This window comes from Dichelobacter nodosus (assembly GCF_001263335.1).
GTDB classification, from domain to species: domain Bacteria; phylum Pseudomonadota; class Gammaproteobacteria; order Cardiobacteriales; family Cardiobacteriaceae; genus Dichelobacter; species Dichelobacter nodosus.
The window spans coordinates 1-13,303 of record NZ_LGVW01000018.1; the positions used below are offsets into that span (position 1 = coordinate 1).

14 protein-coding genes are annotated in these 13,303 nt (G+C 44.6%); 2 read left to right on the forward strand and 12 right to left on the reverse strand.

Annotation, left to right across the window (positions count from 1 at the left end; all coding sequences use genetic code 11):
• Positions 1 to 250: hypothetical protein (locus AKG33_RS07505; protein ID WP_235503158.1), on the forward strand; the 250-nt coding region annotated here is incomplete at its 5' end.
• Here the strand turns inward: AKG33_RS07505 and gnd are convergent.
• From gnd to rlmE, 4 genes are read right to left on the reverse strand one after another with little or no spacing between them, the layout of a single operon-like run.
• The gene (gnd, locus tag AKG33_RS03715) at positions 238 to 1,680 is read right to left on the reverse strand and encodes a decarboxylating NADP(+)-dependent phosphogluconate dehydrogenase (RefSeq protein ID WP_012031531.1); all 1,443 of its coding nucleotides are present in this window, start codon (positions 1,678 to 1,680) and stop codon (positions 238 to 240) included. The genes AKG33_RS07505 and gnd overlap by 13 nt on opposite strands.
• On the reverse strand, positions 1,677 to 2,528 hold the full coding sequence (gene folP, locus AKG33_RS03720) for a dihydropteroate synthase (RefSeq protein ID WP_012031532.1): 852 nt from the start codon (positions 2,526 to 2,528) through the stop codon (positions 1,677 to 1,679). The genes gnd and folP overlap by 4 nt, the downstream gene beginning before the upstream one ends.
• Entirely contained in the window at positions 2,528 to 4,450 is a 1,923-nt protein-coding gene (ftsH, locus tag AKG33_RS03725; protein WP_012031533.1) for an ATP-dependent zinc metalloprotease FtsH, read from the reverse strand. The genes folP and ftsH overlap by 1 nt, the downstream gene beginning before the upstream one ends.
• A 32-nt stretch (positions 4,451 to 4,482) precedes the next feature.
• Positions 4,483 to 5,115 (reverse strand): 23S rRNA (uridine(2552)-2'-O)-methyltransferase RlmE, encoded by a 633-nt coding sequence (gene rlmE, locus AKG33_RS03730; RefSeq protein WP_012031534.1) that lies wholly within the window; start codon positions 5,113 to 5,115, stop codon positions 4,483 to 4,485.
• Between the two features lie 48 nt (positions 5,116 to 5,163).
• Here rlmE and AKG33_RS03735 point away from each other — a divergent pair, with 48 nt between their 5' ends.
• Positions 5,164 to 5,460, forward strand: a complete 297-nt coding sequence (locus AKG33_RS03735) for a YhbY family RNA-binding protein (RefSeq protein ID WP_050707976.1) — start codon at positions 5,164 to 5,166, stop codon at positions 5,458 to 5,460.
• Between the two features lie 46 nt (positions 5,461 to 5,506).
• Here the strand turns inward: AKG33_RS03735 and AKG33_RS03740 are convergent, their stop codons facing one another.
• From AKG33_RS03740 to hemH, 8 genes are all read right to left on the reverse strand, one after another.
• Positions 5,507 to 6,961 (reverse strand): transferrin-binding protein-like solute binding protein, encoded by a 1,455-nt coding sequence (locus AKG33_RS03740; RefSeq protein WP_050707977.1) that lies wholly within the window; start codon positions 6,959 to 6,961, stop codon positions 5,507 to 5,509.
• A gap of 237 nt (positions 6,962 to 7,198) precedes the next feature.
• Positions 7,199 to 7,666: an rRNA maturation RNase YbeY gene (gene ybeY / locus AKG33_RS03745; RefSeq protein ID WP_012031538.1), complete on the reverse strand. Its 468-nt coding sequence runs from the start codon at positions 7,664 to 7,666 to the stop codon at positions 7,199 to 7,201.
• On the reverse strand, positions 7,647 to 8,639 hold the full coding sequence (locus tag AKG33_RS03750; RefSeq protein WP_012031539.1) for a PhoH family protein: 993 nt from the start codon (positions 8,637 to 8,639) through the stop codon (positions 7,647 to 7,649). The genes ybeY and AKG33_RS03750 overlap by 20 nt, the downstream gene beginning before the upstream one ends.
• A gap of 84 nt (positions 8,640 to 8,723) precedes the next feature.
• Positions 8,724 to 10,094, reverse strand: coding sequence for a tRNA (N6-isopentenyl adenosine(37)-C2)-methylthiotransferase MiaB (gene miaB, locus AKG33_RS03755; protein ID WP_012031540.1), 1,371 nt, complete (start codon positions 10,092 to 10,094; stop codon positions 8,724 to 8,726).
• A gap of 66 nt (positions 10,095 to 10,160) precedes the next feature.
• Positions 10,161 to 10,670 (reverse strand): tetratricopeptide repeat protein, encoded by a 510-nt coding sequence (locus AKG33_RS03760; protein WP_012031541.1) that lies wholly within the window; start codon positions 10,668 to 10,670, stop codon positions 10,161 to 10,163.
• Between the two features lie 11 nt (positions 10,671 to 10,681).
• Entirely contained in the window at positions 10,682 to 11,350 is a 669-nt protein-coding gene (gene trmB / locus AKG33_RS03765; protein WP_050707978.1) for a tRNA (guanosine(46)-N7)-methyltransferase TrmB, read from the reverse strand.
• Between the two features lie 11 nt (positions 11,351 to 11,361).
• The gene (folE2, locus tag AKG33_RS03770; RefSeq protein WP_012031543.1) at positions 11,362 to 12,150 is read right to left on the reverse strand and encodes a GTP cyclohydrolase FolE2; all 789 of its coding nucleotides are present in this window, start codon (positions 12,148 to 12,150) and stop codon (positions 11,362 to 11,364) included.
• Positions 12,151 to 12,245: 95 nt separating this feature from the next.
• A complete protein-coding gene (hemH, locus tag AKG33_RS03775; RefSeq protein ID WP_012031544.1) occupies positions 12,246 to 13,283 on the reverse strand; it encodes a ferrochelatase in 1,038 nt (345 codons plus the stop codon).
• Positions 13,284 to 13,303: the final 20 nt, after the last annotated feature.

The window sequence follows — 13,303 nt, forward strand, 5'->3', positions numbered from 1 at the left end:
CACTTGTTCAATTTTCATCAATCAAGTGCTTTCGTTACAAAACACCCGCACAAACTATCTTATTCTCGTTGTTAAAGATCTCTCTACTCAAAACCTCTTCTTTCAAGCCGCTTTAAGTAGCGCTCCGTTTCAGGAGGTGCGCATTATAGCTTCTATCTCCCCCTTTGCAACTGTTTTTTGCTCTTCTTCCCTTCTTTTTTATCAATATACTGTTTTTTCAACATTTTTATTTTTGCATTATGCATCATAATTGCCCGAAACAGCATTGCCGCCCATTTTTGTCCAATCCGTATGGAACGTTTGTCCGCGTTTACTCACGCGTTCATAACCGTGCGCGCCAAAATAATCCCGTTGAGCTTGCAATAAATTTGCCGGTAACGACTCCCGCGTGTAACCATCTAAGAAAGTCAATCCCGCACTCAAACAAGGAACCGGTAATCCTTGACTAATCGCCATCGCCACCACTTTCCGCCACGCAGGCAAAGCCGTATGCAAAATTTCTTTAAAATAGTCGTCTAATCCTAAAAAGACCAAATCCGGCTGCTTGGCAAATGCCGCATGAATCTTGTCTAAAAAAGCGCTACGAATAATGCAACCTTCCCGCCACAACAAAGCAACATGCCCCAAATTAATTTGCCAATGATTTAGCGCCGAAGCTGATTGCATCAACATAAATCCCTGCGCATAAGAAACCACCTTCGCCGCTAAAAGCGCTTGCGCCAAATCAGATAACCATAAATCCGCGTTATCCAATCTTGAATATTGATGCGGATATATTGAAGCCGCGGTTACTCTATCCTCTTTTAACGCCGACAAATTTCTTGCAAAAACCGCTTCAGTAATCAAAGTTAAAGGAACGCCTGCTTCCAGCGCGCTGATGCCTGTCCACTTTCCCGTTCCCTTTTGTCCGGCGCGATCATAAATATCATCAATTAAATCACACCCATCTTCACCGCGGTACAACAAAATATTGCCCGTAATTTCAATTAAATAACTTTTTAATTGCGACTGATTCCAGCGTTTAAAAACATCGCCCATTTGCGCATTCGTCAAACCCAACAAATGCTTCATAAAATCATAGCATTCTGCAATCAGCTGCATATCGGCGTATTCAATGCCATTGTGTACCATTTTGACGAAATGACCCGCACCACCGCTGCCCACCCAATCGCAACACGGCGTACCATCAGCAGATTTTGCAGCAATTGCTTGTAAAATCGGTTGTACTTCTGACCAAGCCTTTTCTGCGCCACCGGGCATAATTGAAGGACCGCGCCGTGCGCCCTCTTCACCGCCGGAAACACCGGTTCCAATAAACAATATGCCTTGCGCTGATAATTTTTCTACGCGCCGTTGCGTATCAGCATAATTAGAATTACCGCCATCAATAATCACATCGCCGGCAGTCAATAAAGGCAACAGCGCCTCGATCGTTTCATCAACAGCGGCGCCCGCACGCACCATTAACATCACTTTCCGCGGACGTTTTAATTGTTTAACCAAATCTTCTAATGAATAAGCGCCTGTAATATTCGGATTTTCTTTAACATCAGCTAAAAAACGTTCGGTTTTATCGCGGCTGCGGTTATAAGCGACCACCTTAAATCCATGATCGGACATATTTAAAATTAAATTTTGCCCCATCACCGCCAAACCAATTACAGCAATATCTGCGTTCATTTATGATCCTTTTCTATTTTTTTCAACGCTTCTACCATTAATAACGCATCGCGCGTCTCCCGAACATCGTGCACACGCACCACAGCAACATCATGCCACGCTGCCCACGCCGCTAAAGTCACGCTGCCAATCAGCCGATCGTTTACCGGACGACCGCCCAAATAATGTCCGATTGTTGATTTTCGCGAAACGCCCAGCAAAACCGGATATTTTGCTGCCGCATAATTTCTGCCTTGTAAAAACAATTGCATATTTTGTTCAGGCGTTTTCCCAAAACCAAAACCTGGATCCAGCATCAAACGATTATCAGCAATCCCCGCCGCCCGACAAACGTCAACCCTTTCTTGCAAATAACGATCCACTTCAGCCACAACATCGCTATAACGCGTATCTTCCTGCATATTTTCCGGCATACCACGCATATGCATCAAGCAAATACCGCAGCGACTTTCTTTCACCGCATCAACCGCATCAGGATCTTCTAATCCGTGCACATCGTTAATTAAATCCACGCCCAAATCTAACATTGCCCGCATCGTTGCCGCGTTTTTAGTATCCACGGATACCACGCAACGCCCATCGGCAACCAACTCCGTCACAACCGGCGTTAAACGGCGAATTTCTTCTTTAACATCAATTGCCGCCGAACCGGGGCGCGTTGATTCCGCACCCACATCAATAATTTCCGCACCATCAGCAATCATCTGCATGGCATGCGCCAAAGCATCATCGGGAGCAAAAAAGCGTCCGCCGTCAGAAAAAGAATCCGGCGTACAATTCAAAATACCCATGATTTTAGTTTGTTGAAAATCAAGCGAAAAACGCCCACATTGCCATAATTGTGCCATTAACATTGCTCCGCTGGTTTATCGTTATTGTTTAATTCCACCGTAATATTGCCCATGCCGTCTTGATCGGAATGACCATTTTCGGGCTGATTCCAATCTTTGGGTTCACGCACGGGGCGGCGGTTCATCAAATCATCAATTTGCGCCTCATCAATGGTTTCATATTTCACCAAAGCTTTGGTCATTTCGTGCAAAATATCTTGATTTTCTTCCAGAATATTTTGTGCCCGCTGATAATTTCTATCGATAATTGCGCGTGTTTCCAAATCAATTAATTTCGCCGTTTCTTCAGAAACATTTTTATGCTTCGTTACCGACCGTCCCAAAAAAACCTCGCCTTCATCTTCGGCATAAAGCAGCGGCCCCAATTTTTCCGACAAACCCCACTGCGTCACCATATTGCGCGCGATTTGTGTCGCACGTTTAATATCATTGGAGGCGCCGGTGGAAACTTGTTCTTTACCATAAATCAATTCTTCTGCTAATCGTCCGCCGTACAACGTAGAAATTTGGCTTTCCAAATGTTCTTTTGAATAGGAATAACGATCGTGATCGGGCAAAAACATCGTCACGCCCAAAGCCCGCCCGCGCGGAATAATCGTTACTTTATAAACCGGATCGTGATTCGGCACCAACCGCCCCACAATGCAATGTCCGGCTTCGTGATAAGCAGTCATTTCCTTTTCTTTATCGCTCATCATCATTGAACGGCGTTCAGCGCCCATCATGATTTTATCTTTGGCGTCTTCCATGTCTTTCATCGTGATTTCATCGCGATCGCGCCGCGTCGCAAATAACGCTGCTTCATTTACTAAATTCGCCAAATCTGCACCAGAAAAACCAGGGGTTCCGCGCGCTAAATCACGAATCACCACATCTTGGCTTAACGGTTTTTTGCGCACGTGTACTTTTAAAATTTGTTCGCGTCCTTTTAAATCCGGCAAATCAACCACTATTTGACGATCAAAACGTCCCGGACGCAATAACGCCGGATCCAAAACGTCAGGACGGTTGGTTGCTGCAATCACAATCACGCCTTCATTACCTTCAAAACCGTCCATTTCCACCAATAATTGGTTTAATGTTTGCTCGCGTTCATCGTGACCGCCGCCCAAACCGGCACCGCGTTGCCGTCCCACCGCATCAATTTCATCAATAAAAATAATGCACGGCGCGTGCTTTTTCGCTTGTTCAAACATATCGCGCACCCGTGATGCGCCCACGCCGACAAACATTTCCACAAAATCCGAACCCGAAATTGTGAAAAATGGCACTTTTGCCTCGCCGGCGATCGCGCGTGCTAATAATGTTTTTCCCGTTCCTGGAGGTCCAACCATTAATACGCCGCGCGGAATTTGTCCGCCCAAACGGCTAAATTTTGCTGGTGCGCGCAAAAATTCCACCATTTCTGCCACGTCTTCTTTAGCTTCATCGGCGCCGGCAACATCGGCAAAAGTCACTTTTATTTTGTCTTCCGGAATCAAACGCGCTTTACTTTTTCCAAAAGAAAATGCGCCGCCACGTCCACCGCCGCCTTGCACCTGTCGTGAAACAAATAAAAACAAAGCAACCAATAAAATAACCGGCAATAAATTAATCAAAATCCGCATCAATACGCTTTCTTGCTCGACCGGTTCGCTGACAATTTCAACATTATTTTTCAATAATTGTCCCACCAAAGCGCTGGTATTAATTTCCGGATTATGGGTGAGATATTTATTGCCGGAAGTATCGGTAAAAACAATCGTCATTGTTTGCACGTTGATATCAACGGATTTCACTTCGCCGTTATCAACACGATTAAGAAATTGTGAATAAGAAACTTGACGACTTTGGGCGCTCATACCTGATTGATTCACCTGCCCGACCAAAGCCAAAAAGAGCAGAATTAATCCGCCCCAAATAATTAATGATTTACGCATACCGTTCAAATGGAACCTCTCTTAATTGAATACTACTCCGCCGAGCGAATAAAACCGCGGGCTAAAAGATACGTTTCTTGACTGCGCGCCCGTGACGCTTGTGGTTTTCGTGTTAATACGGTCGAAAATTGCGTTTTCAAGTGTTGAAATAATGCATCGAATCCGGCGCCGTGAAAAACTTTGCATAAAAAATCACCGCCGGCAACCAAGCGCTCTTGGGCAAAATCAGCCGCCAATTCAACCAAATGCATGCTTCTTGCTTGATCAACGGATTTAATACCGCTGGTATTGGGCGCCATATCTGAAATGACTAAATCAACATAATTGCCTTCGCCGATGATGTCGTATAAAGCATTTAAAACGGTTTCTTCTCGAAAATCGCCTTGAATAAAATGCACATCGGGCAAAGCGTCCATCGGCAAAATATCCAGCGCAATCATTCTGCCCCGCCCGTTTAAAATTCCAGCAACATATTGCGACCAACCGCCGGGCGCCGCGCCCAATTCCACCACGGTCATATTAGGACGAATAATCCGATCTTTTTCTTGAATTTCTTTAAGTTTATAAACCGCCCGCGAACGAAACCCTTCTTCCCGCGCTTTGAGCACAAAAACATCACTGTGATGTTCTTTTAACCAGCGACCACTGCTTTTACTGCGTGCCATAAGTGATTTTGTTATCCTAATAACGAATGAATGCCATAGGATAGCGCTATGTTAAATAAAACCCAAATCCGTTTTTTAAAATCCACCGCCCATCATTTACACCCCGTAATATTGATTGGCAATCAAGGAACAACTCAAGCCGTGCAACGCGAAATTAATACCGCGCTTAACGCACATGAATTGATAAAAATCAAACTACCGCCTGTTACCAATAACGATCAATTAACGATGATCGATGAAATTATTACCGCGCAACATGCAGAATTTGTACAAAAAATTGGGCATATCGCCATTATTTACCGCCATAATCCGCAGCAGCCTAAAATCACCCTGCCGCGGGCATAAAAAAAGCGCGGTTTTTACCGCGCTTTTTCATCTTTACTGGGAAAGATTAGGGACGTTTGGCGCCGAATCCGCCAACATAATTAACTGGTTTACCTTCTTTATCTTTGCCGTGTAAACCATAAACACCGCCTACTTCAGCCGCGCCATCTCCATAGAAACTGCCTTCCAATTGACCTTCTAAGTTGCCGCCTACGTTATGCACTTTACCTCTGAAATCGGCAACGTCAGCTGCCCAATCCGCAGCGCCTTTTAAATCTAAATCAGGACGAACACGTGTCAAATGACCTTCTTTTTCAAAAGTATGCGCAGTGGCATTTGAAGTTTCGAAATTTAAATGACGATCATGGAAATCAGCATCAACTTTTACATTCATCGTCACTTGCTCATCATTGTGATAAGCATGACCGATACCGGTATAGGTTGCGCGTCCATAATAGGGTAAATACTTTTCCATATACCTTTTATTGGCTTCAGAATCTTTATCAGCATTTTCTCTTTCTAGAGCACTGGTTTGGGTTTTAATACCAATACTTTGGTAACCGCGCACATCGCTGTTACCACGTTTTTCTTGGAAAACACCAAAAGTGTTATAACTCCAACCCGCCGCTACTGGATCGCGTAAGTAAGATTTTTTATTTTTATCATTTTCAAGCACGATAATGCCATCGAATTCTCTACCAACCATGCCCTTTTGCACTCTTAAATCGCCATTTTTATCGTAAAATCCAGCAACGGGAACGATACCAGCATCTTCAATATCTTTTTCTTTGCTGTAACTATTTCTATAGTTATTTTTTTCAACTCTTTCTCCATCTGGTTTAAAAAAGAAAACCTCATTTTTAGCATTTTGTTCCAGTTTAGTTTGCTCTCCTTTTAATTCTTCAATTTTATCTTTAACGTTTTTAACTTTATCTCTAAGAGCTTTCATACCTGAACTATTGTCAATGAGTTTTTTTAGCTCATCATCTGACAGACCAGGGATATTTTTTTTATAATCACTAGTAAGTTCCATTTCCTTATCACTGACCAGTTTTTCTGCCTCTGTTAATTCTTTTTCTTTTTTTGCTATTTCTGCCTTATTATTCTCGGCATTTGTAGCTTTCTTAGATGCGCACACGCCATCTGGTCTTCCTCCCACACATAAATAATCAATCATACCGGGTTGATTAAACTTAATAGTTTTATAACCTTGGTCATAATCATGATCCACTACAGTCACCACGTTGCCCGCTTGTTTGGGGGAAACCTTTTTATCAGTATTGTTGTCACTAGTGCTGTTACCAGTCTTTTTAGGGTCATCTAAAAAACTGGTCGGCGCAGGGATATTAACCGCCGGTAATTCCGCATGTTTTCTTTTTTCTTTTTTTGCGCGATCTGGTTCATGTGACCATTTATGATCTCTATCTAGGGTGAATTCCTCGCTGCTGCCACCGCATGCCGTCAAAATTGCCAGCGTTAAAGCTGATAACACTGAAACTGTAAACTTATTTCCTGTAAACATCGTGTTTCCTTTTAAATGATTGAACCTAAAACCATCAAATCTATGCCCGCTATAGCCGCAGCCGTAGCCTGACGCACGCTCATCATACGCATATTTTCCATTTCAAAAAACCTGTTGAGCGTTTTATTTCTTACCCGCGCCGTTCCCAAAGAACCCAAAAATCTTTCCCGCCTTTAAAAAAACTGCTGTTTTCTGATGAAACGCGCTCGGAAATATTATGTTACTTCCTGCTGCGTCTCAAGCGCAATATGGATCGGGGAAACCTAATTGCGCCAAAATCGTGCGCTCTAAATCCTCCATAATTTGCGCCTCTTTTTCCTCGATATGATCATAATCTAAAAGATGCAGCAAACCGTGAATCGTCATATGCGCCCAATGCTGCTCCATCTTCTTTTTCTGCGCTTTCGCTTCTTGATTAACGATTTGCACGGCAATCACAATATCGCCCAATAAACGCGGCTCCTCCGGCAAATCCCAATCACAAGGAAAAGATAAAACATTCGTCGGCGCATTTTTGCCCCGATATTCGGCGTTTAACTCCGTAATTTCGTCATTATCCACCAAACGAATGGTAACTTCTAAAGCCTCATCAATTGCCAAAACCGTCAGCGCACAATCTAACCACCGCTGAATACGCCATTCCGCCGGATAAAGCCAGTCATCAGGAATACTTTCTGTTTGATAATCAATAACGATTGTGCTCATCGCGCTCCTCATGTTGATTTAATTTTTTTTCATACGCTTCAATAATACGTTGCACCAGCGGATGCCGCACCACGTCCGAACTTTCAAAATGCGTAAATGAAATACCTTCCACCGCCTGCAAAATACCGCTGGCATGCCGCAAACCGCTGGTAACGCCCGCTGGCAAATCAATCTGCGTCACATCACCAGTAATCACAGAAGTAGAACCAAAACCCTGCCGCGTTAAAAACATTTTCATCTGTTCAACGGTTGTATTTTGAGCCTCGTCCAAAATAATAAAAGCATCGTTTAACGTCCGCCCGCGCATAAAAGCCAACGGCGCAATTTCAATCACGCCGCGCTCCATCAGTTTCACCACGCGATCGGCGCCCAACATATCGTGCAACGCGTCATATAACGGGCGTAAATACGGATCAACTTTTTGATTCATATCGCCCGGCAAAAAACCTAAATGTTCGCCCGCTTCCACCGCCGGACGCACCAAAATCAATTTGCGCACTTTATCTTGCGCTAAATAAGAAACCGCGGCGGCAACGGCTAAATACGTTTTTCCCGTCCCCGCCGGACCAATTCCAAAATTAACCGCATGCGAAAAAATGCGTTTTAAATATCGCCGCTGATTAGAACCGCGACCGGTAATCGTGCCGCGTTTCGTCTCAATGCGGATATCTTTGCCTTCGCCGCTGGCGCGCACTTCATTGGCAAGCGTTGCGCCGGCATCGCGCAGCGCCAAATGAACATCATCTTGATTTAAAACTTCGCTGCCGGTTTGCTCGTATAACTGAGCAATCACAAACCGCGCTTGCTCAATTTTGCCTTCATCACCTTGAATTTGAAACAAATGTCCGCGATTGTGAATTTTGACGCCCAGCTGCGTTTCAATTAAATGAAAATGCTGATTCAGTTGCCCGCTCAATTCGGCTAAACGCCGTTGATCTTGAGGTTCTAATTGAAAAGAAAGCGTATCTTCCATAGATTTTCCTGTTCAAAATGCGCAGCCATTATGGCAAAGCGGCGTAAAGTTGCAATAAAAATGATGACGAAATCGTCACCATTTTTAACGCGTGTAAACAACCGGATCCGGCAATAGTTCGGCTTCAATTAACCGTCCGCGCAAAGAATTTTTATAAGCCGCAGTAATTTGAACTTTAGCAAAACGTCCAATTAATGACGCCGGCGCCGAAAAATTCACCACACGATTATTTTCCGTGCGTCCAGAAACTTCGCGCTCACTTTTCCGCGATAAACGATCCACTAAAACCCATTGTTCCGTGCCCACCATTGCTTCAGAAATTGAGGCAGCCATTTCTAAAATCCGCGCCTGCAATCGCGCCAGCCGTTCTTTTTTCACAGTTAGCGGCACGCGGTCAGGCATCGTTGATGCCGGCGTGCCCGGACGTTGACTGTAAATAAAACTATAAGACGTATCAAAAAAGACCGCTTCAATTAAATCCATCGTGGCTTGAAAATCTTCTTCCTCTTCACCGGGAAATCCAACAATAAAATCAGAAGAAAAACTAATATCCGGACGAATCGCGCGAATTTTTGCTAATTTTTCTTGATATTCCGCGACTTTATAATCCCGTTTCATCAGCGCCAAAATACGATTGGAACCGCTTTGCACCGGTAAATGCAAATGGCTGACTAATTTCGGCACGCGGCGATAAGTTTCAATCAAAGCATCAGAAAATTCACTCGGGTGCGACGTGGTAAAACGAATGCGCCCGATATTAGGAATGGCGGCAACGTATTCAATCAAAAGCGCTAAATCGGCAATCGTGCCGTCATGCATCGCGCCGCGGTAAGCGTTCACATTTTGCCCTAATAAATTAATTTCACGCACACCTTGCGCGGCAAGCGTGGCGCATTCCGCTAATACATCATCAAATGGGCGGCTGATTTCCGCGCCGCGCGTATACGGCACCACGCAATACGTACAATATTTTGAACACCCTTCCATCACGGAAACATAAGCCGTAGGACCTTCTGCTCGTGGTTCGGGTAAGTGATCGAATTTTTCAATTTCCGGAAATGATACGTCAACCACGCCGCCGCGGCTGCGCTGCGCTTCTTCAATTAAATTGGGTAAACGATGCAACGTTTGCGGGCCAAAAACCACGTCAACTTCCGGCGCGCGCCGCCGAATCATTTCCCCTTCTTGCGAGGCAACGCAACCGCCCACGCCGATGATTAAATGCGGTTTTCGTTCTTTCAACGATTTCCAGCGCCCCAATTGTGAAAATACTTTTTCTTGTGCTTTTTCGCGCACCGAACACGTATTTAATAACAAAACATCGGCTTCTTCCGGCGTGGCTACGGGCGTTATGCCGTGAGAATTTTTCAAAACTGCCAGCATTTTGCTTGAATCGTATTCATTCATTTGGCAGCCGTAAGTTTCAATGTAGACGTGTTTAAGCACAGTTTGCATACAATGCCTCTTCATTAAAAAATCGCGCATTATAACGCGGTGAATCGTTGAATTATATTGTGTTTTTTATTTTAACGAGGAAAGCACTTGCAGCGCCGGCGGAAATTTTTGTGCTGCCGCTTGTTGTAAATAACGTTTTCCTTCAGCGATATTTTTTTCAACGCCATCGCCGCGCATCAGCATCATGCCGTAATTAAACGCCGCCGGCGCGCTGCCGCTTGCTGCTGCGCGTTTCATCCATTGCGCTGCCAGTTTTAAATTGCTTTGTTGTAAATAATACAAAGCTAAATCATATTGCGCGGTTTGGTAACCGTTTTCAGCGGATTTTTGTAACCATAACAAAGCGGTTTTAATATCGGCGGCAACGCCATCACCATTACTATAAGCAACGGAAAGATTATATTGCGCTATCGCATCGCCGGCGGTGGCAGCGTTTTGCAAATGACGCACGGCTAATTCTTTTTCACCGCGCTGATAAGCTTCTGCCGCGGCTTTCATTTCTTGCGGCACGTTTGCCGCCCAACTGGCAGAAAATGCCGCCAGTAATAACCATAAAAATGTATTGTGTTTATTCATCGTTAATTTCCTTATTTCACGGCGCAATAACGCAAATCCCAAACTTGATGACCTTTACTCAATCCGCGCCGCTCAAATTTTGTTTGCACACGCCACGGCGGACACGGCGCATAACCATCGGTTGCGCCCATATTACTCCACAAGGGATCGTTGAATAAACGATCGTGTATCCATTCGGCATAATTTTGCCAATCGGTGGCACAATGCAATTCACCGCCGGCAATGAGTTTTTGATGCAGCAGATCAGTAAATGGTTTTTGAATGAGGCGCCGTTTGTGATGGCGCTTTTTTTGCCACGGATCGGGGAAATAAATTTGCACGCGGCTGATGCTGTTATCAGCGATATGATGCGTTAAAACGTCTACGGCGTCGTGATGAATGATGCGCAGATTATCGAGTTCGCGCGCGACGGCTTGTAATAAAGCATGACCCACGCCAGGACGATGCACTTCAATGCCGATAAACCCGAGTTCTGGCGCATTTTGTGCCATTTCAATCAATGATTCTCCATTGCCAAAACCGATTTCAACGATTAACGGGCGCGGCGAGGAAAATAATTGGTCGGCAGAAATTGGGGTATCGCTTAAATCAATACCATAACGCGCCCAATGTTGGGCAAAAGCTTTTTCTTGTCCAGAAGTAATGCGTCCTTGCCGAAGAACAAAACTGCGAATCGTCATTGATGAAATTCCTATTTTTGATGCTCAATCAGCGCAAATGCTGAATGATTGTGGATTGATTCAAAATTTTCCGAAGAAATACGGTAAAACGATATGCGCGGATCATCGTTTAAAACCATGGCAATATCACGAACGATATCTTCAACAAATTTCGGGTGTTCATAAGCGCGTTCCGTGATGTATTTTTCATCAGGGCGTTTGAGTAGCGACCAAATCGGACATGATGCGCCTTCTTCCGCGATATGAATCAAATCTTCGATGCTAAACGGTTGATTGGGATTATATTGTGCGTAAATCACGATATGGGAACGCTGATTATGCGCACCGTATTGAGAAATTTCTTTAGAACACGGACATAAACTCGTCACCGGCACCGTGACTTCAACGCTGACTTCCACGTGTTTACGGTTTCCGTCAACCGCTAAAACCACTTCATAATCAAGCAACGCTTTTTCGCCGCTCACCGGTGCGCTTTTTTCTATGAAGAAGGGAAAAGATAAGGAAATCGTGCCTTCTTCAGCGTGCAAAGTATCGAGCATTTTTTGATGTAACGTTGGCAAAGCAGAAACGCTGATCGGCGTTTTTAAATCCAGTAAACGAATAAAACGCGACATATGCGTTCCTTTTTGCGTATGCGGCAAAGCAACCATTAACGCGGCGCGGGCAACGGTCGGCATCGCCTCACCTGCCGCATTTTCAATGAATAAAGGAAGGCGTAAATCGCGAATGCCAACGCGGTTGATCGCAATATGACGTTTATCGGGCGAACTTTGAACGTCGGGAATAGCTGTCTCTGTCATAATCATTTATCCAAAAAAAATGGAGGGCTATTATTGATTGATGTTATCAATCATGCAACCGCCGCCCCGTAAACCGCCGCGGTTTTGTGCGCGCTTTATGGCATTTCTTTTTTGATTTGCGGCGCAAAGGTTGACCAACCCGCGGTGTGTTCCTGAATTAATTGGTGCAATAAAGCGATGTGACTGGAATGGGTGTTGAGCGCGGGAATATAGTCGTATTGTTTGCCGCCGGATTGTAAAAATAACGCGCGATACCGCAGCGCAATTTCATCTAAAGTTTCCAAACAATCGGCACTAAATCCAGGGCACATAACCGCAATTTTCGTAATGCCGCGTTTGGGTAAATCGGCAATAATTTCATCGGCATAAGGTTCAAGCCATGGTTTTCGTCCAAAACGCGATTGAAAGATAACTTTAATATGTTCTTTAGGAAAATGTACGCGTTTGGCAAACAGATCCGCGGTTTCCAAGCAAAAATCATAATACGGATCGCCTTCCGTAATAACGGATTTTGGAACGCCATGAAAAGAAAGGAGCAATAACTGCGGCGCACCATTTTTTGATAAATAATGCTGAAAAGCCGCCGCCAAAGCATCGAGATAATTTTTGTGATCATGCCAATGATGAACGAAACGTATTTCCGGCAACGCGCGCGTTTTTTCTAACGCCGCCGCAACAGCATCAAAAACGCTTGCCGTTGTGGCTTCCGCATATTGCGGATACATGGGAATGACTAATAATTGCCGCACATTTTGCGCCTGCAAACGTTGCAATGCCGAAGATATCGAGGGCACGCCGTAACGCATCGCGTAATCCACCACGATGTTTTGGTGACCTGTTTTCGCTAATAATATTTTTAACGCTTGAGTTTGTTGTTGCGTGATGTCTACGAGCGGCGCACCGTTTTCCGTCCAAATGAGGCGATAACGTTTTGCCACGCGTTTTGCGCGCAAAGGAAGAATGGCGCCGTATAAAATCGGTAACCAACGCCAGCGCGGTATATCAATAATGCGTTTATCGGATAAAAATTGTGCTAAATACTGCCAAACGGCAATGGTGTTTGACGATTTCGGCGAACCTAAATTAACAAGCAAAACACCACCGCGCGCGGCGGTATCTACAAATTTTTGCATGGAAATGACATGAAAATATG

Bases quoted from the DNA above. Each gene is read 5' to 3' on its own strand.
- gnd (WP_012031531.1), bottom strand. From the start codon at position 1,680: ATGAACGCAGATATTGCTGTAATTGGTTTGGCGGTGATGGGGCAAAAT.
- folP (WP_012031532.1), bottom strand. From the start codon at position 2,528: ATGGCACAATTATGGCAATGTGGGCGTTTTTCGCTTGATTTTCAACAA.
- ftsH (WP_012031533.1), bottom strand. From the start codon at position 4,450: ATGCGTAAATCATTAATTATTTGGGGCGGATTAATTCTGCTCTTTTTG.
- rlmE (WP_012031534.1), bottom strand. From the start codon at position 5,115: ATGGCACGCAGTAAAAGCAGTGGTCGCTGGTTAAAAGAACATCACAGT.
- AKG33_RS03735 (WP_050707976.1), top strand. From the start codon at position 5,164: ATGTTAAATAAAACCCAAATCCGTTTTTTAAAATCCACCGCCCATCAT.
- AKG33_RS03740 (WP_050707977.1), bottom strand. From the start codon at position 6,961: ATGTTTACAGGAAATAAGTTTACAGTTTCAGTGTTATCAGCTTTAACG.
- ybeY (WP_012031538.1), bottom strand. From the start codon at position 7,666: ATGAGCACAATCGTTATTGATTATCAAACAGAAAGTATTCCTGATGAC.
- AKG33_RS03750 (WP_012031539.1), bottom strand. From the start codon at position 8,639: ATGGAAGATACGCTTTCTTTTCAATTAGAACCTCAAGATCAACGGCGT.
- miaB (WP_012031540.1), bottom strand. From the start codon at position 10,094: ATGCAAACTGTGCTTAAACACGTCTACATTGAAACTTACGGCTGCCAA.
- AKG33_RS03760 (WP_012031541.1), bottom strand. From the start codon at position 10,670: ATGAATAAACACAATACATTTTTATGGTTATTACTGGCGGCATTTTCT.
- trmB (WP_050707978.1), bottom strand. From the start codon at position 11,350: ATGACGATTCGCAGTTTTGTTCTTCGGCAAGGACGCATTACTTCTGGA.
- folE2 (WP_012031543.1), bottom strand. From the start codon at position 12,150: ATGACAGAGACAGCTATTCCCGACGTTCAAAGTTCGCCCGATAAACGT.
- hemH (WP_012031544.1), bottom strand. From the start codon at position 13,283: ATGCAAAAATTTGTAGATACCGCCGCGCGCGGTGGTGTTTTGCTTGTT.